19 protein-coding genes are annotated in these 21,529 nt (G+C 66.6%); 8 read left to right on the forward strand and 11 right to left on the reverse strand.

Annotated elements, in window-relative coordinates; translation table 11 throughout:
• Positions 1-76: 76 nt before the first annotated feature.
• Positions 77-1,552 carry a DEAD/DEAH box helicase gene (locus tag OCUBac02_RS14845; RefSeq protein WP_173046645.1) on the forward strand — a complete coding sequence of 492 codons (1,476 nt, stop codon included), beginning with the start codon at positions 77-79 and terminating at the stop codon, positions 1,550-1,552.
• Between the two features lie 185 nt (positions 1,553-1,737).
• Positions 1,738-2,796 (forward strand): GGDEF domain-containing protein, encoded by a 1,059-nt coding sequence (locus OCUBac02_RS14850; RefSeq protein ID WP_173046647.1) that lies wholly within the window; start codon positions 1,738-1,740, stop codon positions 2,794-2,796.
• On the opposite strand, the gene OCUBac02_RS14855 is transcribed toward OCUBac02_RS14850, so the two are convergent.
• Together OCUBac02_RS14855 and OCUBac02_RS14860 are read right to left on the reverse strand one after the other, a co-directional pair.
• Positions 2,756-3,118: a TfoX/Sxy family protein gene (locus OCUBac02_RS14855; RefSeq protein ID WP_173046649.1), complete on the reverse strand. Its 363-nt coding sequence runs from the start codon at positions 3,116-3,118 to the stop codon at positions 2,756-2,758. The genes OCUBac02_RS14850 and OCUBac02_RS14855 overlap by 41 nt on opposite strands.
• 3 nt (positions 3,119-3,121) lie before the next feature.
• A complete protein-coding gene (locus tag OCUBac02_RS14860; RefSeq protein WP_173046651.1) occupies positions 3,122-3,511 on the reverse strand; it encodes a HesB/IscA family protein in 390 nt (129 codons plus the stop codon).
• Positions 3,512-3,741: 230 nt separating this feature from the next.
• Here OCUBac02_RS14860 and OCUBac02_RS14865 point away from each other — a divergent pair, with 230 nt between their 5' ends.
• Together OCUBac02_RS14865 and OCUBac02_RS14870 are read left to right on the forward strand one after the other, a co-directional pair.
• Positions 3,742-4,809, forward strand: coding sequence for a malate/lactate/ureidoglycolate dehydrogenase (locus OCUBac02_RS14865; RefSeq protein WP_173046653.1), 1,068 nt, complete (start codon positions 3,742-3,744; stop codon positions 4,807-4,809).
• A gap of 19 nt (positions 4,810-4,828) precedes the next feature.
• Positions 4,829-5,188, forward strand: coding sequence for an MmcQ/YjbR family DNA-binding protein (locus OCUBac02_RS14870; protein ID WP_173046655.1), 360 nt, complete (start codon positions 4,829-4,831; stop codon positions 5,186-5,188).
• A 212-nt stretch (positions 5,189-5,400) separates the two neighbouring features.
• Here OCUBac02_RS14870 and OCUBac02_RS14875 read toward each other — a convergent pair whose 3' ends face one another.
• The 8 genes from OCUBac02_RS14875 to OCUBac02_RS14910 form a co-directional block, all read right to left on the reverse strand.
• The gene (locus tag OCUBac02_RS14875; RefSeq protein ID WP_173046657.1) at positions 5,401-6,288 is read right to left on the reverse strand and encodes a PhzF family phenazine biosynthesis protein; all 888 of its coding nucleotides are present in this window, start codon (positions 6,286-6,288) and stop codon (positions 5,401-5,403) included.
• Between the two features lie 102 nt (positions 6,289-6,390).
• Positions 6,391-6,774: an SUF system Fe-S cluster assembly protein gene (locus tag OCUBac02_RS14880; RefSeq protein ID WP_173046659.1), complete on the reverse strand. Its 384-nt coding sequence runs from the start codon at positions 6,772-6,774 to the stop codon at positions 6,391-6,393.
• A 15-nt stretch (positions 6,775-6,789) separates the two neighbouring features.
• Positions 6,790-8,028, reverse strand: coding sequence for a cysteine desulfurase (locus OCUBac02_RS14885; protein WP_173046661.1), 1,239 nt, complete (start codon positions 8,026-8,028; stop codon positions 6,790-6,792).
• 3 nt (positions 8,029-8,031) lie between these two features.
• On the reverse strand, positions 8,032-8,241 hold the full coding sequence (locus OCUBac02_RS14890) for a tautomerase family protein (RefSeq protein ID WP_173046663.1): 210 nt from the start codon (positions 8,239-8,241) through the stop codon (positions 8,032-8,034).
• Entirely contained in the window at positions 8,241-9,590 is a 1,350-nt protein-coding gene (gene sufD / locus OCUBac02_RS14895; RefSeq protein ID WP_173046665.1) for a Fe-S cluster assembly protein SufD, read from the reverse strand. The genes OCUBac02_RS14890 and sufD overlap by 1 nt, the downstream gene beginning before the upstream one ends.
• Positions 9,590-10,342 carry a Fe-S cluster assembly ATPase SufC gene (gene sufC / locus OCUBac02_RS14900; protein ID WP_061967769.1) on the reverse strand — a complete coding sequence of 251 codons (753 nt, stop codon included), beginning with the start codon at positions 10,340-10,342 and terminating at the stop codon, positions 9,590-9,592. The genes sufD and sufC overlap by 1 nt, the downstream gene beginning before the upstream one ends.
• A gap of 148 nt (positions 10,343-10,490) precedes the next feature.
• A complete protein-coding gene (sufB, locus tag OCUBac02_RS14905; protein ID WP_173046667.1) occupies positions 10,491-11,963 on the reverse strand; it encodes a Fe-S cluster assembly protein SufB in 1,473 nt (490 codons plus the stop codon).
• 60 nt (positions 11,964-12,023) lie between these two features.
• Positions 12,024-13,229 (reverse strand): cysteine desulfurase family protein, encoded by a 1,206-nt coding sequence (locus tag OCUBac02_RS14910; RefSeq protein ID WP_173049608.1) that lies wholly within the window; start codon positions 13,227-13,229, stop codon positions 12,024-12,026.
• A 291-nt stretch (positions 13,230-13,520) separates the two neighbouring features.
• On the opposite strand from OCUBac02_RS14910, the gene OCUBac02_RS14915 reads away from it, so the two are divergent.
• Together OCUBac02_RS14915 and tyrS are read left to right on the forward strand one after the other, a co-directional pair.
• On the forward strand, positions 13,521-14,192 hold the full coding sequence (locus OCUBac02_RS14915) for an alpha/beta hydrolase (RefSeq protein WP_047577045.1): 672 nt from the start codon (positions 13,521-13,523) through the stop codon (positions 14,190-14,192).
• Between the two features lie 147 nt (positions 14,193-14,339).
• Positions 14,340-15,593 carry a tyrosine--tRNA ligase gene (tyrS, locus tag OCUBac02_RS14920; protein ID WP_173046669.1) on the forward strand — a complete coding sequence of 418 codons (1,254 nt, stop codon included), beginning with the start codon at positions 14,340-14,342 and terminating at the stop codon, positions 15,591-15,593.
• Between the two features lie 151 nt (positions 15,594-15,744).
• Here the strand turns inward: tyrS and OCUBac02_RS14925 are convergent, their stop codons facing one another.
• On the reverse strand, positions 15,745-19,176 hold the full coding sequence (locus OCUBac02_RS14925; RefSeq protein ID WP_173046671.1) for a YhdP family protein: 3,432 nt from the start codon (positions 19,174-19,176) through the stop codon (positions 15,745-15,747).
• Positions 19,177-19,402: 226 nt separating this feature from the next.
• On the opposite strand from OCUBac02_RS14925, the gene OCUBac02_RS14930 reads away from it, so the two are divergent.
• Together OCUBac02_RS14930 and OCUBac02_RS14935 are read left to right on the forward strand one after the other, a co-directional pair.
• Positions 19,403-19,867: a peroxiredoxin gene (locus OCUBac02_RS14930; protein WP_173046674.1), complete on the forward strand. Its 465-nt coding sequence runs from the start codon at positions 19,403-19,405 to the stop codon at positions 19,865-19,867.
• A 105-nt stretch (positions 19,868-19,972) separates the two neighbouring features.
• Positions 19,973-21,283, forward strand: a complete 1,311-nt coding sequence (locus OCUBac02_RS14935; RefSeq protein ID WP_173046676.1) for a M23 family metallopeptidase — start codon at positions 19,973-19,975, stop codon at positions 21,281-21,283.
• The last annotated feature ends 246 nt before the right edge of the window (positions 21,284-21,529 follow it).

Genomic DNA, 21,529 nt, shown 5'->3' on the forward strand with positions numbered 1-21,529 from the left:
CTGTCGTCGCGCCAACGTGGTGGTTGAGCAGGTCATCCCGCCGCGTTTCACCGACCCAGAAGAAGCAGCATACGCGATGTCATTTGCCGAACTCGGCTTGAGTGAAAAGGTTCTGACGGCTGTCACGGCCGCGGGCTATAGCACGCCGACCCCCATCCAGGCCCAGGCCATTCCGCATGTCCTCGCCCGCAAGGACGTTCTGGGCATCGCCCAGACCGGCACGGGCAAGACGGCCGCCTTCACGCTGCCCATGCTCACCATCCTGGAAACCGGCCGCGCCCGGGCCCGGATGCCGCGCACCCTGATCCTGGAACCGACGCGCGAGCTTGCGGCGCAGGTCGAGGAGAATTTCGTCCGCTACGGCGTGAACCAGAAGCTTTCGGTCGCGCTGCTGATCGGCGGCGTCTCCTTCGGCGACCAGGACGCCAAGATCACCCGCGGCGTCGACGTGCTGATCGCCACGCCCGGCCGCCTGCTCGACCATGTCGAACGCGGCAAGCTGCTGCTCACCGGCGTCGAGCTGCTCGTCATCGACGAAGCCGATCGCATGCTCGACATGGGCTTCATCCCGGATATCGAACGGATCTGCAAGCTCGTCCCCTTCACACGGCAGACCTTGTTCTTCACCGCGACCATGCCGCCGGAGATCACCCGCATCTCCGAGCAGTTCCTGCACAACCCGGTCCGCGTCGAGGTTTCCCGCCCGGCGACCGCCGCCGCGACGATCACCCAGCGCCTGATCGCCTCGAATGCCCAGGATTTCGAGAAGCGCGAGACGCTGCGCAAGCTGATCAAGGGCGCGACCGATCTCCAGAACGCGATCGTTTTCTGCAACCGCAAGCGCGATGTCGCGACGCTGCACAAGTCGCTGCAGCGCCACGGCTTTCCGGCGGTCGCGCTGCATGGCGACATGGACCAGTACGCCCGCATGGCGGCGCTGGAATCGTTCCGCACCGGCGAGAACCCGATCCTCGTGGCTTCGGACGTCGCCGCGCGCGGCCTCGACATCCCCGCCGTCAGCCATGTCTTCAATTTCGACGTGCCGACCCATGCCGAGGACTATGTCCACCGCATCGGCCGCACCGGCCGCGCCGGCCGGCTCGGCACCGCCTTCACCATCGTCACGCGCCATGACGACAAGCTCGTCTCGGCCGTCGAGAAGCTGACCGGGCAGACCATCGCCTTCGAAGGTCCCGGCCTCGACGCCCTGCCGCCGGGCGAGCCGCGCGACGAGCGTCGCGGCGGCCGCCGGGACGACAAGCGGTCCTCGTCGCGTGGCGGCCGCGGCCGCCCCGAGCGCGGGGCGCGCTCGGATTCCGGCACCTCGCGGCCGGATGCGGACGAGAGTGTGGCCGACACCCAGCGCAAGCCGCGCCGCGTACCGATCCGACCCGATTCCGAGCTTTCAGCACCGCCATCCGCTGCCCCCAGTCAGGATGGAGTCCGGCGCGGACGCGGCTCCCGTGGCCGCGACGATGATGACGGCCCGCAGGTGAAGGGCCTGGGCGATCACGTCCCGGCCTTCCTGCTGCGTCCGGCCCGCGTCGGATAACGTTACGGCATCAACCCGTTTTTAACGACATCGACCTAGGCTGCCTTTCGCCGTGATGGGACGACCTTCGCGGCGGACGGGCGCATGCCGCCGTAGATACGGACAGGATGTCCCGCTTCGATTGTGTCGATCGAAGCTGACGTGGCCGAAGGCCGCGACCCGGCTTCATACCGGATGGCGAAGGCATGGACGACCTGGATTCGGTTCCCGCCCGCACTGATGATCTCGCCGAGCGCGTCGTCGCGGCGATGCGCCAGCATGGCTCGCCGAGCTATCCCCGCGCCTTCGAGGTCTGGTACGCCCATCTCAGCGGCGAGATGCCCGCCGTCAGCACGGCGATGAGCGCCATCCTTGCCGGGAGCGACGGCCAGGTCAGCGCCGCCGATATCGACAGCCTTTACGAGCGCTTCATCAGTACCGAGCGCTTCTCGCGCCAGGCCGAGCGCACCAGCCTGCAGGTGCTGAGCGAGATCGACGCCATGATGGGGCTCGTCGACAAGGCGCTCGGCTCCAGCGAGCTCTATCACGGCCGTCTCTGCGCCATGTCCGAGGACGTGCCGCCGGCGACCGACCGGCACAAGCTGCGCGAATGGGTCGAGGCGCTGGTGATGTCGACCCGCGAGGAGGTCACGCGCAAGGCGCAGCTCGAGGCGGAACTGCGCAACAGCTCCAACGAGATCCGCAACCTGCGCGAAGCGTTGGAATCGACCCGCGCCGAGGCCCTGACCGACCCGCTGACCGGCCTCGCCAATCGCCGGCATTTCGAGGAGATGCTGCAGAAATCGATCGATCAGGCGACCCTGCGCCGCGAACCCTTCGCGCTGGTCATGGCCGATATCGACTTCTTCAAGCGCTTCAACGACGCCCATGGCCATCTCACGGGCGACCAGGTGCTGCGCCTCGTCGCACGGACGATGAAGGACAAGTTCAAGGACAAGGCGATCATCACCCGCTTCGGCGGCGAGGAATTCGCCATCATCCTGCCGGAAGCCGACCTGATTGCCGGCAAGTTCGGCGCCGAGACGGTCCGACAGGCGCTGCTGACCCGCGAGTTGATCAAGCGCTCGACCAATGAGAATCTCGGCCGCATCACCATCTCGCTCGGCGTTTCCAGCTATCGCCGCGGCGATACGGCGGGCTCCCTGGTGGACCGGGCAGACCAGGCGCTGATGCAGGCCAAGCGCGACGGCCGCAATCGCACCGTCACCGAGGATGTGCTGGAGACGGCGACGCGCGTGGCCTGAGCTTGCGCGCAGCGGCACGCCCGGAGGCTTCGCGCGCCAGCGCAATCCATCCCGCGAAAGCTCCGGCATCCGTCAGCGCGCCGTCCGGGAAGCTCCAGTAGCTCGTCTCGCGCAGGACACCGCGCATCCTGATCCGGAAGGGCTCGCCGCCTGCCTCGGCATGAAGCGGGCGCGTGATGTCGTCCGTCTTCAGGTAGACGCGATCACCGATCGACAGCGCGAACATGGCATCGCCGTCGTAGATGCCGATTCCGCCGAACATGCGATGCGTGCGGACTGGGAGAACCGGCGCGAAGAAGGCTTCAAGCTGCCGCGCATCCACGGTTCAGGGCGCCGTCAGCGCGCTCTCGCTGCGCGGCTTGATCTCGACGGATTCGCCGCAGCCGCAGGCCGAGACCTGATTGGGATTATTGAAGACGAAGGTCGAGGAGAACCGATCCGTCTTGAAGTCGAGCTCGGTGCCCAGCAGGAACAGCACCGCCTTGGCGTCGACGACCACGGTCGCGTCCTTCTCGGTCACGACCTCGTCGCCCTTGTCGACCGCACGCGCGATCTCGAAGGTGTATTCCATGCCGGCACAGCCGCCCTTCTTGACCCCGACCCGAAGGCCGAGCGCCGGAGCGTCCCCACCGGCCGATTGCGCCGTGATCTCGCGGATGCGGTCCGCCGCGGCATCGGTCAGCGAAATGACCTTGAGGCCGGGTATCGAAAACATCGTTGTCACTCCTCGACCGGGTTCAAGGCCCGGTGAAGCAAGATTGTTCCTTGCAACATAGGGATGAGCCGGGCTTTCGTCGAGATGGCAGCGGCGCGCCATGCGCCTTTGATCCGCCCCCTGCCCGCTCCGCGCATTGCGGAACAGCTCCGCTCATGCACTCTGGCGGTCCAGAACCCCGAGGCCCCAGGACCTCTCCCGAGAAGACTTTTCCAAACGGCAGGAAACTCATGTCGCATCGTCTGCATCGTCCTGAATCGCTGCACGCCCTCGTCCGTGACATGGTCGTGAAGGCCGGCTGGACGCAGGCCGAGGCGAAGGAAACGGCCGATCATCTCGTCCTCGCCAATCTCAGCGGGCATGACAGCCATGGCATCGGCATGCTGCCGCTCTATTTCCAGTCTCTGGCCGACGGCAATCTCGACCCGCAGGCGCGCCCGGAGACCCGTGTCGATGCCGCGCCCTTCCTGATCATCGACGGCAAGGTCGCGCTTGGCCAGCCGAACGCCCGCAACGCCGTCGACCGGGCGGTCACGATGGCGCAGAGCGGCGGCGTCGCCATCGTCAACCTGCTTGATTCCCATCATATCGGCCGCATCGGTCATTATGCCGAGGTCGCGGCCGAGGCCGGGCTGATCTCGTTCTTCTGGGTCAATGTCGCCGGCCGGCCGCCGATCGTCGCGCCCTATGCGGCGAAGGAAGCCCGCTTCGGCACAAATCCTCATGCGATCGGCATCCCCGTGCCCGGCGGCGACCCGCTGATCCTCGACTTCGCCACCAGCCGCATGGCCCATGGCAAGGCCCGCGTCGCCCTCAACAAGGGTGAGCAGGTCCCGCCCGGCTACATCATCGACGGCGAGGGCCGCCCGACCACAGATCCGGCCCATGTCTTCGCCAGCCCCGACCATCCGCTCGGCGCGCTGCTGCCCTTCGGCGACCACAAGGGCGCCGGGCTCTCGCTGATCGCGGAGCTGCTCTCGGCAGGCCTGATGGGCGCCGCGCGCATCGACCAGAAGCCGCAGAGGACCTGGGTGATCAACTCGCTCTTCGGCATCATCATCGACCCGGCCCGGCTGGAACCGGACGCGGAGCTGCGCCGCAGCCGCACCGAGAGCTATCTCGCCTTCGTGCGCGCCGCGAAGCCGATGGACCCGGCCAATCCCGTGCTCGCGCCCGGCGACAAGGAGCGCAAGGTCAGGATCGAGCGGCAGGCGGCCGGCATCCCGCTCGACGACGAGACCTGGTCGCAGATCGTGGCCGCCGCCAGGCGGCACGGCCTCGACGCCGAGAGCTACTGAGCCAGGAGTTACCGACACAATGTCGCCCGAGGCCTACAACGCCTTCTGCGCGAGCCTTCCGGCGACCAGCCATGTCGTGCAATGGGGCGGCGCCGATGTCTGGAAGGTCGGCGGCAAGGTCTTCGCCATCGGCCGGCAGCAGGAAGGCGGCGAGATGGCCGTCTCCTTCAAATGCTCGCCGATGGGTTTCGACATACTCGGCGAGCAGCCCGGCCTCAGGCCCGCGCCTTATCTCGCCTCGCGCGGCATGAAATGGATCCAGTGGCTCACAGGCGAGAGCATGCCGGACGATGCCCTGCGCGATTATCTCGCCGAGAGCCACCGCCTCGTCGCCGCCGGGCTGACGAAGCGTGTGCGGGCGGAGCTGGGGCTGGGTTAGAGCCCGCCGGACTCGGTAGAATCACGCCGTCATTCCGGGGCTTCGCGCAGCGAAGAGCCTGGAATCCAGAACCAATGTCCTTGAAAGGATAGACGATGGCCCGTCGTGGCCCCCTTCGATCCGCCGCATCGGTTCTGGATTCCGGGCTCAAGCGCTCCGCGCTCGCCCCGGAATGACAGCGTGGTTCCGCCCCTGCAACAAGAAACACGCTCTTATAGCAGCGCCTCGCCCCGGAACATCGGCACGCAGCCACCGCCGACACGCGAGCGGAAACCGTCCGCAGCGCGTCGGGCCGTGACGTTCAGCCGGCTCGGGCGCCCCATCTCGACGCCTTGCGTGATGCTGTAGGTTGCCTCGTTGCCGCCATCGAGCGACAGGAGCAGCGCGCCGAGCGTCGCACTGGCGCTGCCGGTGGCGGGGTCTTCCCAGGTGCCGGCCAGCGGCGCGAACATCCGTGCCCGGATGGCGTTGCCGTCGCGGGCATAGAGGAAGAGCGACAGCCGTCCCTGCAATTCCGGGTTCCGGCTTTCGAGCTTGCGGAAGGCGGCGATGTCGGGCGTCGCACCGGCAAGCGCGGCCGGCGCAACCTGGACCAGCACGAATTTCACGCCAAGCGAGGCCTGCACCGGCTTGTGACCGCTGGTGACGATGTCGGAAGCCGCCACACCGGCACAGGCGGCGATGCCGTCGACCGGCAGCTCGATGCCGAGCGAGAGTGCCTGCGGCGCGGCGATGACGGCGCCCGTCACGGCACCCGCCGCATCACGCTCGACCGCGATCTCGACCAGCCCGGCCATCTGCTCGAAGCGCAGCACGCCGTCGCGATCACGGCCATGGCGGGCCAGCACGCAGGCCGTGCCGACATTGGGATGGCCGGCGAAAGGCATCTCTGCGGTGCGATGGAAGATGCGGACCCGCGCGTCATTGGCGGGATCGTCCGGCGGCAGGACGAAGGTCGTCTCGCTATAGTTCATCTCCGCCGCGAGCGACTGCATCTGAGCGTCGGTGAGCCCGCGCGCATCGGTAAAGACGGCGAGCTGGTTGCCGCCAAACGGGCGATCGGTGAAGACGTCGACGGTCTCGTAGGGAAAGCTGGGCATGGCAGGCTCCGGCAGCGGATCACGCGCCTATTCCTGCCAGCGGCGTGGCCTCAGCACCAATGAAGCGATGAGATGCGATCCATCAACGCGAGCGCGTCGCGCTCACCACATGTCGAGCGCGACGCGGGCCTCGTCGGACATCCGCGACTGGTCCCAGGGCGGATCGAAGGTCATGTTGACGGTGACCCCGGCGACGCCCGGCACAGCGCCGACCGCGTTCTCGACCCAGCCCGGCATCTCGCCGGCCACCGGGCAGCCCGGCGCCGTCAGCGTCATGTCGATCGTGATCTGCCGGTCGTCGGCGATGTCGACGCGGTAGATCAGCCCGAGCTCGTAGATGTCGGAGGGGATCTCGGGGTCGTAGACCGTCTTCAGCGCGGCCACGATATCGTCGGTCAGCCGGTCGATCTCTTCCGGCGGCAGCGCGGTGCCCGTGCCCATGGCGGGGGCGTTCGGCTTGATGTCCTCAGTGACGCTGTCGGTCATCTCTTCAAATCCCGGTCAGGCGAACAGGCTCTCGGCCTTCCGCAGGGCATCCACCAGCTTGTCCACCTCTTCGAGCGTGTTGTAGAGCCCGAAGGAGGCACGGCAGGTCGATGTCACCCCATATCGTGCCAAAAGCGGCATGGCGCAATGGGTGCCGGCCCTGACGGCGACACCGGCGCGGTCGATCACGGTCGCGACGTCATGGGCATGGGCGCCCTTCATCTCGAAGGCGACGATCGCGCCCTTCTCCTTGGCCTTGCCGAAGATGCGGATCGAGTTCATCTCGCCGAGCCGCTCCATGGCATAGGCGCCGAGCTTGGCTTCATGGGCCGCGATGTTCTCGCGGCCGAGCGCCATCATGTAGTCGAGCGCGGCACCCAACCCCACCGCCTCGACGATCGCCGGCGTGCCGGATTCGAAGCGATGCGGCGGGTCGTTATAGGTGACAGTGTCTTCGCTGACCGTGACGATCATCTCGCCGCCGCCCTCGTAAGGCGGCAGCTTGTCGAGCCATTCCTTCTTGCCCCAGAGGATACCCGAGCCGGTCGGCCCATAGGTCTTGTGGCCGGTGAAGGCGTAGAAATCGCAGCCCAGCGCCTGCACGTCGACCGGCAGGTGGACGGCCCCCTGGCTGCCGTCGACCACCAGCGGAATGCCATACGAGCGGCAGATCGCGGCGACCTCGGCGATCGGGATGATCGTGCCGATCGCGTTCGACATCTGGGTCAGCGACACCACCTTGGTGCGCGGCGAGATCAGCTTCTCGAATTCATCGATGAGGAAATTGCCGTCCTCGTCGATCGGCGCCCATTTGATCACGGCGCCATGGCGCTCGCGCCAGTAGTGCCAGGGCACGATGTTGGAATGATGCTCCAGGATCGAGAGGATGATCTCGTCGCCTTCCTGGATCTTGAGGTAGCGCCCGAGCGAGGAGGCCACCGTGTTGAGCGCGCCGGTGGAGGAGCGCGTGAACACGATCTCCTCCAGATGCGCCGCGTTCAGGAAGCGGCGCGCGCTTTCGCGAGCCGCTTCATAGGCTTCCGTCGACGCGTTGGCGAGATAGTGCAGGCCGCGATGGACATTGGCGTAGTCCTCGCGCATCAGCCGCGTCATCGCCTCGATCACCGCTTCCGGCTTCTGGGCCGAAGCGGCGTTGTCGAGATAGACCAGCGGCTTGCCATAGACTTCCCTGCTCAGGATCGGGAAATCCTTGCGGACGCCCAAGACATCGTAGGGCTTCGCCAGCGCGTTCATGGATCAGGCCTTTCCGGGCGTGGCGGGCGCCTTATTGGCGACGAGCTCGCCGCCATGGCCCCAATCCTCGCGCTCGATCTCCTGGATCACGATATGGGTGTTCTGCGGGTTCTTGCCGAGCACCTTGACCAAAGTCTCCGTGAATTCCTTCACGATCTGCGCCTTCTGCTGGCGCGACGCGCCCTTGGTGATCTGGAGATTGATATAGGGCATCAGACCGTGCTCACCTCGGAAGCGGCCTCGCGGGCCTTCAGCCAGGCCTCGACCTCGGCCATGACAAGGTCGCGCACATCCTCGTCGGCGATGAACTCGACCGCCTCGCCGGCGAAGGCCTGCAGCACCAGCGCCTCGGCCTGCGGACGCGGCAGGCCGCGCGCCATCAGATAGAAGAGCTGGTCGCCGTCGATCTGCGCAACCGTCGCGCCATGGCCGCAGACCACGTCGTCGGCGAAGATCTCAAGCTCGGGCTTGTTGTACATCGAGGCGCCGTCGTTGAGCAGCAGCGCGTTGCTCTTCATGCCGCCATCGGTCTTCTGCGCGTATTTGCGCACGATGACCTTGCCCTGGAACACGCCGGTCGCCTCGCCGCCTGCGATCGTCTTGAACAACTCACGGCTGGTGCCGTGCGGCACCTCGTGATCGACGATCAGCGTGACATCGGAATGCTGCGCCTTGTTGATCAGGTTGACGCCGCGCAGGCCGATCTCGGTGTGCTCGCCGGCATAGCGGACGAAATGCTGCTGGCGCACCGTGCCGGCATTGCAGATCAGCGCGAAGGAATCGAACTTCGCGTGAGCACCGATCGTGGCGAGCAGGCTCTGCACCTCGACCGTCGCCGCCTGCTGGCGGGTGACGATGCGGACATGCTGGATCTCGCTCTCGTCGCCGGTCTCGAAGACGATCGCGCCGTTGATCTGCTGGGCTGCGGCGCCCGCCGCTTCGCTGACCTCGACGATCGTGCCCTTGACGCCCTTGCCGGCCAGAACGACCGAACGATGGAACACCGCCCGCTCTTCCTCGCCGGAAGCAAGCGCGACGATCACGATGCGCTGCTCCAGCTCGACGCCATCGGCGATCTCGACGAACACGCCGTCGCGCATCAGCGCGGTATTGAGCGCGAGGCCCATGTCGTCATGGCCGACCGAAGGCCCGGCCAGGATGCGGGTCAGGTCCTCGCGGGGCGAGACCAGCGCCTCGGCGAGCGACTGCACCGAGACGCCCTCGGGGATCGCATCGAGCGTCGAGAGTTTCGGCGCGAAGAGGCCGTCGACCAGCACGAGGCGCAGGCCGTCGAGCTTCAGCGCGGCAAGGCGAGCCTTGACCGCCGCGCTGACGGCAGCGCCGCCTGCAAGCGGGCGCGCCTCCCGCAGCAGCGTGCGCAGATCGGTATAGCGCCAGGATTCGAGCCGGCGATGCGGCAGGCCCTTGGCCTCGAATCCGGCGAAGGCGTCCTCGCGCAGCTTGCGCACGGCCGGGCCGCCCGGCAGCTCGGCCTTACTGTCGGCATATTGCTGGACGAGCTGCTGTTCGGCAGCCGTCTTCAGCGGGGTGACGATGGCCATCAGGCGGCCTCCCCATAGGCCGCGTAGCCCGACTTCTCGAGCTCCAGCGCCAGCTCCTTGCCGCCGGTCTTCACGATCCTGCCCTTCGACATGACGTGGACGGTGTCCGGGACGATATGGTCGAGCAGGCGCTGGTAGTGGGTGATGACGAGGAAGCCGCGGTTCTTGTCGCGGAGCGCGTTGACGCCCTCGGCAACGATGCGCAGCGCGTCGATATCGAGGCCGGAATCGGTCTCGTCGAGGATGCACATGGACGGCGAAAGCAGAGCCATCTGAAGGATTTCCATGCGCTTCTTCTCACCACCGGAGAAGCCGACATTGAGCGGTCGGCGCAGCATGTCCTTGGCGATGCCGAGCTTGTCGGCGGCGGCGTTGACCTGCTTGATGAAATCCGGCGTCAGCAATTCGTCCTGCCCGCGCGCCTTGCGCTGCGCGTTCATGGCCGCCTTCAGGAAGGTCATGGTGGCGACGCCAGGAATCTCCAGCGGGTACTGGAAGGCGAGGAAGATGCCGGCCGCGGCGCGGGCATCGGCCTCCATCTCCAGCACGTTCTCGCCGTTGAGCAGGATCTCGCCGTCGAGGACCTCGTAGTCCTCCTTGCCGGCGATGACATAGCTCAGCGTCGACTTGCCGGAGCCGTTCGGCCCCATGATCGCGGCGACCTCGCCGTCGTTCACGGTGAGGTTCAGGCCGTTGAGGATCTGCTTGTCCTCGTCGGCGATCTTGACGACTAGGTTGCGAATTTCGAGCATCGTTTCGTTCCTGTGTCATCCCGTGCGCAGTGCGGCACGTAGTGCTGCGCCGCAGACACGGGACCGTTATGTCCAGTGATAGTTCTGCAAACGGTCCCGCATCTGCGCAGCGGCACCATGTGCCGCGGCGCGTGCGGGAAGACCGCTCTTATCCAACCGAGCCTTCGAGCGAGATGGTGATCAGCTTCTGCGCCTCGACGGCGAATTCCATCGGGAGCTGCTGCAGCACCTCCTTGACGAAGCCGTTGACGATCAGCGCCACCGCCTCCTCCTCGGAGAGGCCGCGCTGCTGGCAGTAGAACATCTGGTCCTCGCCGATCTTCGACGTGGTCGCCTCATGCTCGAAGATCGCCGTCGCGGTCTTGGCCTCGATATAGGGGATGGTGTGCGCGCCGCACTGATCGCCGATCAGGAGCGAGTCGCAATTGGTGAAGTTGCGCGCGCCCGTCGCCTTGCGATGGGCCGAGACGATGCCGCGATAGGTCGAGTCCGACTTTCCGGCGGCGATGCCCTTGGCGATGATCTTCGAGGTCGTGTTCTTGCCGAGATGCAGCATCTTGGTGCCGCTATCGACCTGCTGCATGCCGTTCGACACCGCGATCGAGTAGAACTCGCCGCGCGAGCCGTCGCCGCGCAGGATGCAGGACGGGTATTTCCAGGTGATCGCCGAGCCGGTCTCGACCTGCGTCCACGAGATCTTCGAATTCTTGCCGCGGCAATCGCCGCGCTTGGTCACGAAGTTGTAGATGCCGCCCTTGCCCTCGGCATCGCCGGGGAACCAGTTCTGTACGGTCGAGTACTTGATCTCGGCATCGTCGAGCGCGATCAGCTCGACCACCGCGGCGTGAAGCTGGTTCTCGTCGCGCTTCGGCGCCGTGCAGCCTTCGAGATAGCTGACATAGGCGCCCTCGTCGGCGATGATCAGCGTGCGCTCGAACTGGCCGGTATTCTGCTCGTTGATGCGGAAATAGGTCGAGAGTTCCATCGGGCAGCGCACGCCCTTCGGCACATAGACGAAGGAGCCGTCGGTGAAGACCGCGCTGTTGAGCGTCGCGAAGTAGTTGTCCGTCACCGGCACGACGCTGGCGAGGTACTTCTTCACCAGCTCGGGATGCTCCTGGATCGCCTCGGAGATCGAGCAGAAGATGACGCCGGCAGCCGCCAGCTCCTTCTTGAAGGTCGTGACGACCGAGACGGAGTCGAAGACGGCATCGACCGCGACCCGATTCTCCGGCGCGACACCGGCGAGAATCTCCTGCTCGCGCAGGGGGATACCGAGCTTCTTGTAGGTCTCCAGAATCGCCGGATCGACCTCGTCGAGCGATTGCGGCGAGGCGCCCTTCTTCGGCGCGGCGTAATAGTAGAGATCCTGATAGTCGATCGGCGGATAGTTCACGCGCGACCAGGTCGGCTCGGTCATGGTCTTCCAGCGGCGGAAGGCGTCGAGTCGCCATTCCAGCATCCATTCCGGCTCGTTCTTGCGCGCCGAGATATAGCGGACCGTGTCCTCGGTGAGGCCCTTGGCCGGCTTCTCGACCTCCAGCTCCGTGACGAAGCCGTATTTGTATTCGGTCACGTCGATCGACTTGACCTGATCGATGGTCTCCTGGACCGCTGCCATGTTCAGTCTCCAGTCGCGGGTTCAAGGCCCGCCGGTTTGGTCTTCGTGTTGCGGAACGCGTCAGGCGGCAGCCCTGGCGCTCCGATCGGGTTGCGCGGCCACGAGCTTTTCATAGGCCGCGAGAAAGAGATCGATATCCGCCTCGCAGGTGGTCCATCCGAGCGAGGCCCGCAAGGCCCCTGCGCTCATGGCGGGGTCGATTTTCATCGCATCGAGCACATGCGAGCGCTTGACCTTGCCCGAGGAGCAGGCCGAGCCGGAGGACAAAGCCGCCCCGGCGAGGTCGAGCTTGATCAGAACGGTCTCGGCCTTGAGGCCGGGCGTCGCGAAGGCGCTGGTATTGGGCAGGCGCGGCGCGGCCTTAGCGAAGATCGCCGTCGCCGGCGAGAGCGCTGCAAGTCCCGCCTCAAGGCGGTCGCGCAAGCCGGAAAGCCGCGCTGCTTCTTCGTCCAGAATCTTGCCGGCGATCTCGGCCGCCGCGCCGAAGCCGATGATCCCCGGCAGGTTTTCGGTTCCGGCACGCCAACCGCGCTCCTGCCCGCCGCCGCGCATCGGCTTGTCGGCCAATTCGAGCGCGCCCGTACGGAAGACAATCGCGCCGATGCCCTTCGGGCCGCCGATCTTGTGCGCCGACAGGGTCAGCACGTCGGCGCCGAGCGCCATGGTATCGATGGCGATCTTGCCCGCCGCTTGCACGGCATCGCTATGCAGCAGACCACCACGGCGGTGCACGATTTCAGCCGCCTCAGCAATCGGCTGGATCACGCCGGTCTCGTTATTGGCGAGATGGATCGAGACGAGCGCCCGCGCGCCGGGATTCCCGGCGACGAAGCGGGTCAACCGCTCATCGAGCCAGGCGAGATCGACCAAGCCGTCGCCGTTGACCGGGATCGCCTCGACGGCGCCAGCCGGGAAACGATGCCCCTCGCGCACGCAGGCATGCTCGGTCGCGCTGTGAAGGAGAAGCGTCGCGGGTATCCGCACGCAGTCGCGCCTGCCGTCGCAATCCATCAGGCCGGGCGAGAGCACCGCGGTATTCGCTTCGGTGCCACCACTGGAGAAAACGACATTGGAGGCCTTGGCGCCGACGAGCCTGGCGACCTGCTCGCGCGCCCGCTCCATCGCGGCCCGTGCGGCACGTCCTTCGCCATGGACGGAGGACGGATTGCCCGGCAGCGTCAGCGCACGAGCGACCGCTTCCATCACCTCCGGGCGCACCGGGGTCGTGGCGTTGTGGTCGAGATAGGCGCGTCCCGCCGTCACGATCCTGCCTGCTCCATCCTCGTCATTGCCGACACACCGATACGAAATGCTTGAAATCGCACCTGTGCGCCGTGCTATAGCCGCCCATCCGAACCGGCCGGAACGGTCGAAACGCGGTTCGCTCAAGCGACCCACCGTTTTGTTCTCGACTTGTTCACGGCTGTTAGAACTATTCTAAGCGCTCTTCATCTAGGGCGCGCTTGGTGGCGCCGTCAAGGGCGGCCGGGTTTCGAGCAGGCATGCGCCCGCTTTCTGCCCGCCCGCGCCGGCACTGCCGCAAGAAGCGGTGAGACGATGCCAGAGGTGATTTTCAACGGGCCCGCGGGCCGGATCGAGGGCCGCTACCAGCCCGCCAAGAAGCGCGGCGCGCCGCTTGCGATCATCCTGCACCCGCACCCGCAATTCGGCGGGACGATGAACAACCAGATCGTCTACAATCTGTTCTACACTTTCGTGAACCGCGGCTTCTCGGCGCTGCGCTTCAATTTCCGCGGCGTCGGCCGCAGCCAGGGCCATTTCGACCATGGCGCCGGCGAGCTTTCGGACGCCGCCGCAGCGCTCGACTGGATGCAGGCGCTCAACCCAGAGGCCAAGAGCTGCTGGATCTCCGGCGTCTCCTTCGGCGCCTGGATCGGCATGCAGCTCCTGATGCGCCGCCCGGAGATCGAGGGCTTCCTCTCGATCGCGGCGATGGCCAACCGCTACGACTTCTCGTTCCTGGCGCCCTGCCCGTCCTCGGGCCTGTTCGTCCATGGCTCCGAGGATCGCGTCGCCCCGGTCAAGGAGGTCATGGCGGTGATCGAGAAGGTTAAAACGCAGAAGGGCATCCAGATCGAGCATACGGTCGTGGACGGCGCCAACCACTTCTTCGACGGCAAGGTCGATGTGCTGATGAGCCAGGTCGGCGCCTATCTCGACGCCAAGGTCGGCCCCGAGATCCTCAAGACCGAGCAGGAACAGGCCTGAAAGCTGCCTTTACGAATGACAACCGCGTCATGCTCTCCCCTGTGGCGAGCATCCACGTCTTGAACACGACCTTCGACCAGAGAAGACGTGGGTGGTCGGGACAGGCCCGATCATGACGCGAAACCCGTCAAACCATTGAGCCTCGCCATGACCACCTACAAGTCCGATTTCCTGCGCGTGCTCGACGAGCGCGGCCTCATCCATCAGGTCTCCGACGCGGAGGGCCTCGATGCTCTGTGCCGGCAGGGAACCCAGACGGCCTATGTCGGCTATGATGCGACGGCGACCTCGATCCATATCGGCAACCTGATCTCGCTGACCATGCTCTACTGGTTCCAGGAGACCGGGCATAAGCCCATCACGCTGATGGGCGGCGGCACCTCCATGGTCGGCGACCCCTCCTTCCGCGACGACCAGCGCAAGCTGCTGACCGTCGAGGAGATTGCCACCAATATCGAGAGCATCAAGCGCGTCTTCGGCCGCATCCTGCGCTATGGCGACGGGCCGACCGACGCGATGATGGCCAATAATGCCGACTGGCTGCTGAAACTGAACTATGTCGAGTTCCTGCGCGATGTCGGGCGGCATTTCTCGGTCAACCGCATGCTGTCCTTCGATTCGGTGAAGCTGAGGCTCGACCGTGAGCAGTCGCTGTCCTTCCTCGAATTCAACTACATGATCATGCAGGGTTACGACTTCACGGAGCTCAACCGCCGCTATGGCTGCCGTCTGCAGATGGGTGGCTCGGACCAGTGGGGCAACATCATCAACGGCGTCGACCTCTCGCACCGGATGGGCGGCCCGCAGCTCTACTGCCTGACCACGCCGCTGCTGACGACCGCCTCCGGCGCCAAGATGGGCAAGACCGCCAATGGCGCGGTCTGGCTCAATGCCGACGTCTTCAGCCCCTATGATTTCTGGCAATATTTCCGCAATACCGAGGACGCCGATGTCGGCCGCTTCCTCAAGGTGTTCACGCGCCTGCCGATGGACGAGATCGCCCGTCTCGCGGCGCTCGGCGGCGCCGAGTTGAATGAGGCGAAGAAGGTCCTCGCCACCGAGATCACGGCCATCGTCCACGGCCGCAAGGCGGCCGAGGCGGCCGCCGAGACGGCGCGCAAGACCTTCGAGGAAGGCGGTCTCGCCGCCGACCTGCCGAGCGTCGCGATAGCGCGCGCCGAGATCGAGCCCGGCATCGGCGTGCTGACCGCCTTCGTCAAGGCGGGCCTGGTGCCCTCGACCGGCGAGGCGCGCCGTCAGGTCAAGGCCGGGGGCCTGCGCGTCAATGATGTGGTGGTCACCGACGAGCGCGCCGCGCTCCGCCTCGGCGACATCACCTCGGAAGGCGTGATCAAGCTCTCCTTCGGCAAGAAGAAGCATATCCTGCTGCGGCCGGAGTAAGCCTTCCGCCTGTCATCCCGTGCGCGGTGCAGCGCGAAGCGGTGCGCCGCAGACACGGGACCGTGCGACGAGAAGGCGCCTTTCCGAGGGCGGTCCCGTGTCTGCGCAGCAGCACTGCGTGCCGCAGCGCGTGCGGGGATGACAGCGGTCTTCAGCGCGGCGGCGCCTGCCGAGGCCTTTGCGCCGGAGCGCCGCCGAGCGGATCGACGAAACGGCGCAGGATGCCGGGCGCCAAAGCGGAAAGCGGGTTGATCGACATGGTCGGCGCGCTGGCGGCGCCGGAAATCCGGAAATTCACCGCAAAGAGCCCGCCATACTGGCTGCCGCCGCCGAGCAGCGCGCCGACCACGGGCACCTGCGCGAAGGCGTTGTTGAAGGCGTAGCCGGGCACGAAGGTCCCGCCGATATCGACGCGATCGCGGCCGTAATCGACATGGCCCTGCAGCGTGAAGCCGATCTGCTGGCCCCAGATCACCATCTCCGAGACGTCGAGCCGGCTGGCGGAGCGCGTGAACTCGGCCTTGAGCTTGGTGAAGGCGACTTCGCTGACATCGATGCGCGGCTCGGCCGCGCTGTCGCCCGAGAAGGCGCTGGCCGGCTGCGAGCTGACCACGCGGCGCAGCGCAGGCTCGTCCCGCACGAGGAAATTGCGGAACAGCAGGTCGCCGCTCTGGCTCTCGCCCGGCCCCAGCGTCAACACGAGATCGCCGCCATGGGCCTTGTTGTAGAGGTCGAGGAAGCGCAGCAGCGATCCGCCATTCTCCGACTGCACGATCAGCTTCCCACCTTCGCCGTCACGGCCTTGCCGGACGGAGACATCGGCCCTCCCGATCCGCCCCTGGAAATTGGCCGAGCGGATTTCGCCGCCGCGCTTGGCGAATTTCAGCGTAGCGCTGGTGATCGCCTCGTTGTTGAAACCCGTCAGGATCGGCACGTCGAGATCGACGTCGTAGTCGCCCCCGCCTTTGGATCTGGTCTTGCTGCCCTTGCCGGCCGAGCCGGGGCTTTGCAGGTCCTTGATGAAGGGGCGCAGATCCGCGACCGCGCCGCGCACCGTCAGCTTGACGAGATTGCCGTCGCGCCGGGCATCGATCTTCAGGTTGTCGCCGGGCGAGAGCCGGAATTGCGAGAAGCTCGCGCTGTCCAGGCCGTTCTGCTTGTTCAGCTCGATCCGCCCCTTGATCAGGGCCGTGCCGGCCTCGAGCGAGAAATCCTCGAGATCGGGCCCGTCCGGATCGGCAACATAGGCGAAACTGACCTTTCCGGGCCGACCGGAGGGCTTGTTCAAGCCGGGGATCACACCGTCCAGGGCCACCTTGGCAAGATCGACCTCGACCCGTGGCGGCTGCTCCGGCCCCTTGCCGAGCGGCTTCACCACGCGCACCGGCAATGTCCCGGTGATCCCGGTATCGCTGCCGAAGCCGCGCCGCTGCCGCCCGGCCGCATCCAGCGCGAGCTGCAGGGTCGCCTCGCCCTGACCCTTGCCGTTCTGCTTCAGCTCGACCTGCGCCTTGTCGCCGCCGACGCGGGCATCGCCGCGCACCGACAGGCCTTTTCCATCGACATTGACGGCAAAGCTGCCTGCCTCGAGCTTCTCCGTGCCCAGAAGCGTGTCGGATGCGACATTCGCGAGCGTGCCCATGCCGGTCACGACGACTTCGTCCGGCTTCAGGTCGTCGGCGAGCGGCAAGGTGATACCGACCTTCAGGTCGCTCGTGCCCTTGATCGCCGCCGGATCGATCTTGCCGGGCGTGAAGTCCTTCAGCGACGGAAAGGCGAACAGGGCCGCCAAGGCATCCATCGAGCCGAGCGAACGAAAGCCGATCCGGGCCTGCGCGCGGTGCTGATGATAGTCGGGCATGGCGAAGCTGCCCTCGCTCAGCTGAAGCTGGCGGCCGCCGCCGAGCTCGGCCGTGGCCTTGCCGATGGCGAGCTGAGCGGTGCGCCCCCCGACGCGCCCGGTCACGGTGGCGTCGGTGAGTGGCGGCAAGCCGGGATCGGGCAGGTAGCGTACGCCATCGGCATCGATCATCACCGAGAGCGAGCTATCCGGCATACCCTCGCCCCTGACCAGGCGGGCGTGATCCTCCGGTGCCAGATCGAGATCGACCGACAGCGACTTGAGCCGCCCGAACGCGAGCTGGCGCCGCAGCGTGCCGTGCACCTCCGGGGAGGTGAAGCCGGGCCAGATCGCAAGAAGCGAGCGGGCATCGGAATTCGTCGCCTTGATCGCGAAGCGTTGCAGCGGCGAACCGTTCACGCGCTGGACCAGCGCGGTCATGTCGACCGACACGAACGGCCCGCGCAAGGATAGCGCTTCGATGGTCACGGCATTATTGGCCGGGTCGAGCCAGACGCCCGCCTTGAGGCTGTCGATCTGGACCGGCGGGTCGGAATCGACCCCGGCGAGCTGGCCCTTGGCGTCGAGCGCGACGCGCCAACCGCCATTGTCCTCGCGTAGAGAGCCCGTCGCCGCGAACTGCGTGGCCCCGGCCTTGATCTCGCCGCGGGTGATGTTGAGCTCGGAGAGATCGGCGCCGCTCGCGAGCTCGAACTCCGCCGAATCGACCGCGAAGGGCGCGACCGGACTGTCCGGAAAACGCAGAGTGCCGGATCGGATCCCGATCCGGGCCGTTATGGACTTCCTGCCGTCGGGAGCCTGCTTCAACGTCGCGCGCCCCTGCATCGGCAGGCCGTCGACGAGAATGCTGCCCGTGCCGAAGGCGAGCGCGACGACCTCGGCCGGCTCGAAGCGCAGGATGTCGATATCGGCGCGCTGCGTGCCGTCGGCCTCGGTCGAGAGATCGGCGGCCAGCTCCTTCCAGCGTTGGCCGGTCCGCCCTTTCATCGTCATGCGCGTGCCGCGGTCGGCGATGCGGGTCAGCTTGATCTCGACATCCTCGAGCCCGGCCTTCTGGCGCCCGTCCGGATCGACCAGCGACAGCCGGGCGCCGTTGATGCCGGCTTCCTCGAGCGCGCCAAGCAGCCCGTCGCCGCGCGCCAGTGTCGTGATCGCGCTCATGATGCCGGTGAAGGCGTTCCATTGCGCCGCATCAGGCACGCTCGGCTGCGGCGGCGCCTCCGCGGGTGCCGAATCGGCATTGACCACCAGCGCGCCGTCCTTGGTGACGCCGAGCCGGACATTGACGCCGCGCAGATCGACCGAGACGAGGCGGATATCGCCCGTGAGCAGCGCCATCGGCGCATAGCCGAGCACGGCCTCGGGCGCCCGGATCACGGCGCCGCTGGCATGCTGGAACGAGACCTGCCGCACGCGGAGCTGGGAGCGGCCATCGATGCGGCCGAGTTCGGCGGAAGCGGCGGTGACCTTCCAGTCCGGGCCGAGCCGCTCCTCGATGGCGGCGGCAATGCGTCCTTCGAAGCCCGAGAGCGGCACGATCCCGGTCACGAGCAGCGTCGCCGCAGCACCGGCGAGCACCACGAGCGAGACGGTGACGACGACGCAGATCATCGCGAGTCCGGCCTTGGCGCGCCGCTTCACGGCAACGACGTCGCAGGCTTCGCCCGCGGGCGATGAATCATCCTGCCCGGCAGCCGCGGTCTTTGCTCCGTGATCCGACAAAATCCGCGTGATCCTCTTCGGCGCCTGCGCCGGCTCGTGTCAGGGTGCAGCCGATCGCCCCTTGCCGCAATCCCGGAAGGCGGCATCCATGTCGATGCGGTCAGACGAAGCGATTCGGCAATCCGGAAACGTTCGATGAGTTTCCGGGTTCCTGCCGCGAGCCGGCCCGTCATGCCGGATCAAGCGCTCCATGAATCGAGAAGGCGACGAAAGGAAGGCAACGGCCATGGCATTACAGGAAGGTGATCCGGCACCGGATTTCAACCTGCCCCGCGACGGCGGAGGCGAGATCAGCCTCGACGCGCTGCGCGGCCGAAAGATCGTGCTCTACGCCTATCCCAAGGACAACACCCCGTCCTGCACCGAGGAGGCGATCGCCTTCAACCGCCTGCGCCGGGACTTCGCGGCCTGCAACACCGAAATCATCGGCGTTTCACCGGATTCGGCCAAGAAGCACGACAATTTCAAGCGGAAATACGAACTCGACTTCCCTCTCCTCGCCGACGAGGCGCAGGTCCTGGTGAACGCCTATGGCATCTGGGTCGAGAAGAGCATGTACGGCCGCACCTATATGGGGGTCGAGCGCGCGACTTTCCTGATCGACGCCGAGGGCCGCCTGGCGCGGATCTGGCGCAAGGTGAAGGTCGCCGGCCATGCCGAGGAGGTTCTCGCGGCGGCACAGGCGCTTTGACGTCTCGAGCGCCTTGCAGAGGCATTGCACGGGCCGGAATTTGCGAAAGATTAACCCTAACAATGTCTGATGACGGAATCGGCAGCGTGATTACCGGTTCCGCGTATGCATCATCAGTCCCAACCCGCCCCCGCTCTCTCGACCGTCGGTCTCGTCTCCCACAAGACCTATACGGTGCGCCGCTCCACCATGCTCGCAGGACTGGCCTGGCTGGCCCTGAGCACGGCCTGCAGCGGCGGTGCCGGCTGGTACATCCTCAGCCGCGACGACCTCGCCGCCCGGATGATCGCCCGCGAGACATCGCGCCAATACGCCTATGAGGATCGGATCTCGGCGCTGCGGGCCGATATCGACCGCTATGCCAGCCGCGCCCTCCTCGACCAGGACGGCGTCGAGTCGCGTGTCGACGAACTCGCCAGCCGCCAGGCAGAACTCGAATCGCGCCAGTCGCTGGTCGCGGCGCTCGCCGACACGCTTCAATCCAGCGGACTGATCCCGGCGGCGAAGCTGCCGCTGCGCTCCCAGGTCATCAAGCCGGGCGAGCCGATCCGCGCCTCCGGCGTCACCAGCTTCGCCCCGATCCTGCCGGGCAAGCCGATGCCGGCACCTGAGACGCCCTCGCTACGCGGGGCCGACGGCAGTGCAGCGGGCGGCTGGCAATCCGGCGAGACACCCGCCGAACCGCCGGCCAAGCGCGTCGATGCGGCGTTGACCAAACTCGACGGCGCCATGGCGCGAAGCTCGGACGCGCAGCTCTCGGCCCTGAAGGACATGGACGAGCGCGTCGCCGCAGCCCAGAAGCGCCTGCGCAGCGCGCTCGCCGAAACCGGTCTCGATCCCGAGCGTCTCGCCGCGCCGGCCTCGGCGGCCGGCGGCATGGGCGGCCCCTTCGTGCCGGTGAAGGTCGACCCGTCGGCAGGCCCCTTCGCCGCGACCCTCAGCACCCTCCAGCCGCGCCTGGCGGCGGTCATGCGCCTGCGCGGCGTCATCGACCAGTTGCCGCTCGCACGGCCGATGGCGGGCGACCACGATTTCACGTCGAATTACGGCTATCGCACCGATCCGTTCACGCGCGGCCTCGCCATGCATACCGGCGTCGATTTCCGGGCCGAGACCGGTTCCTCGATCATGGCGACCGCGCCGGGCAAGGTCGTGGTCGCCGAGTACAATGGCGGCTACGGCAACATGGTCGAGATCGAGCACGCTAACGGGCTGACCACGCGCTATGCTCATATGTCGGCGATCTCGGTCACCACCGGACAGATGGTCAAGACGGGCACCGTCGTCGGCCGCGTCGGCTCGACCGGCCGCTCCACCGGCCCGCATCTGCATTACGAGACCCGCATCAACGACGACCCTGTCGACCCCACGCGCTTCCTGCGTGCCGGCAGCAAGCTGCTCGCGAACGCCCTCTGACAGGGTCCTCCGAAACGAAGAAGGCCGCGCCCTGGAGCGCGGCCTTATTTTTTGCGGTTCGACCAATCGCGGGATCGTTCATGGCCTGCCCCCGTTGTCATTCCGGGGCTTCGCGGAGCGAAGAACCCGGAACCCACGACTGGGCGGGCCAACTGCAATGCGGCATAAAATTCCTCACCCCGTCGTGGGTTCCGGGCTCGTGCCTGCGGCACGCCCCGGAATTGACAGCGTCGGCGCTCGAAACCG

Source organism: Bosea sp. ANAM02 (assembly GCF_011764485.1).
Taxonomy (GTDB): Bacteria; Pseudomonadota; Alphaproteobacteria; order Rhizobiales; family Beijerinckiaceae; genus Allobosea.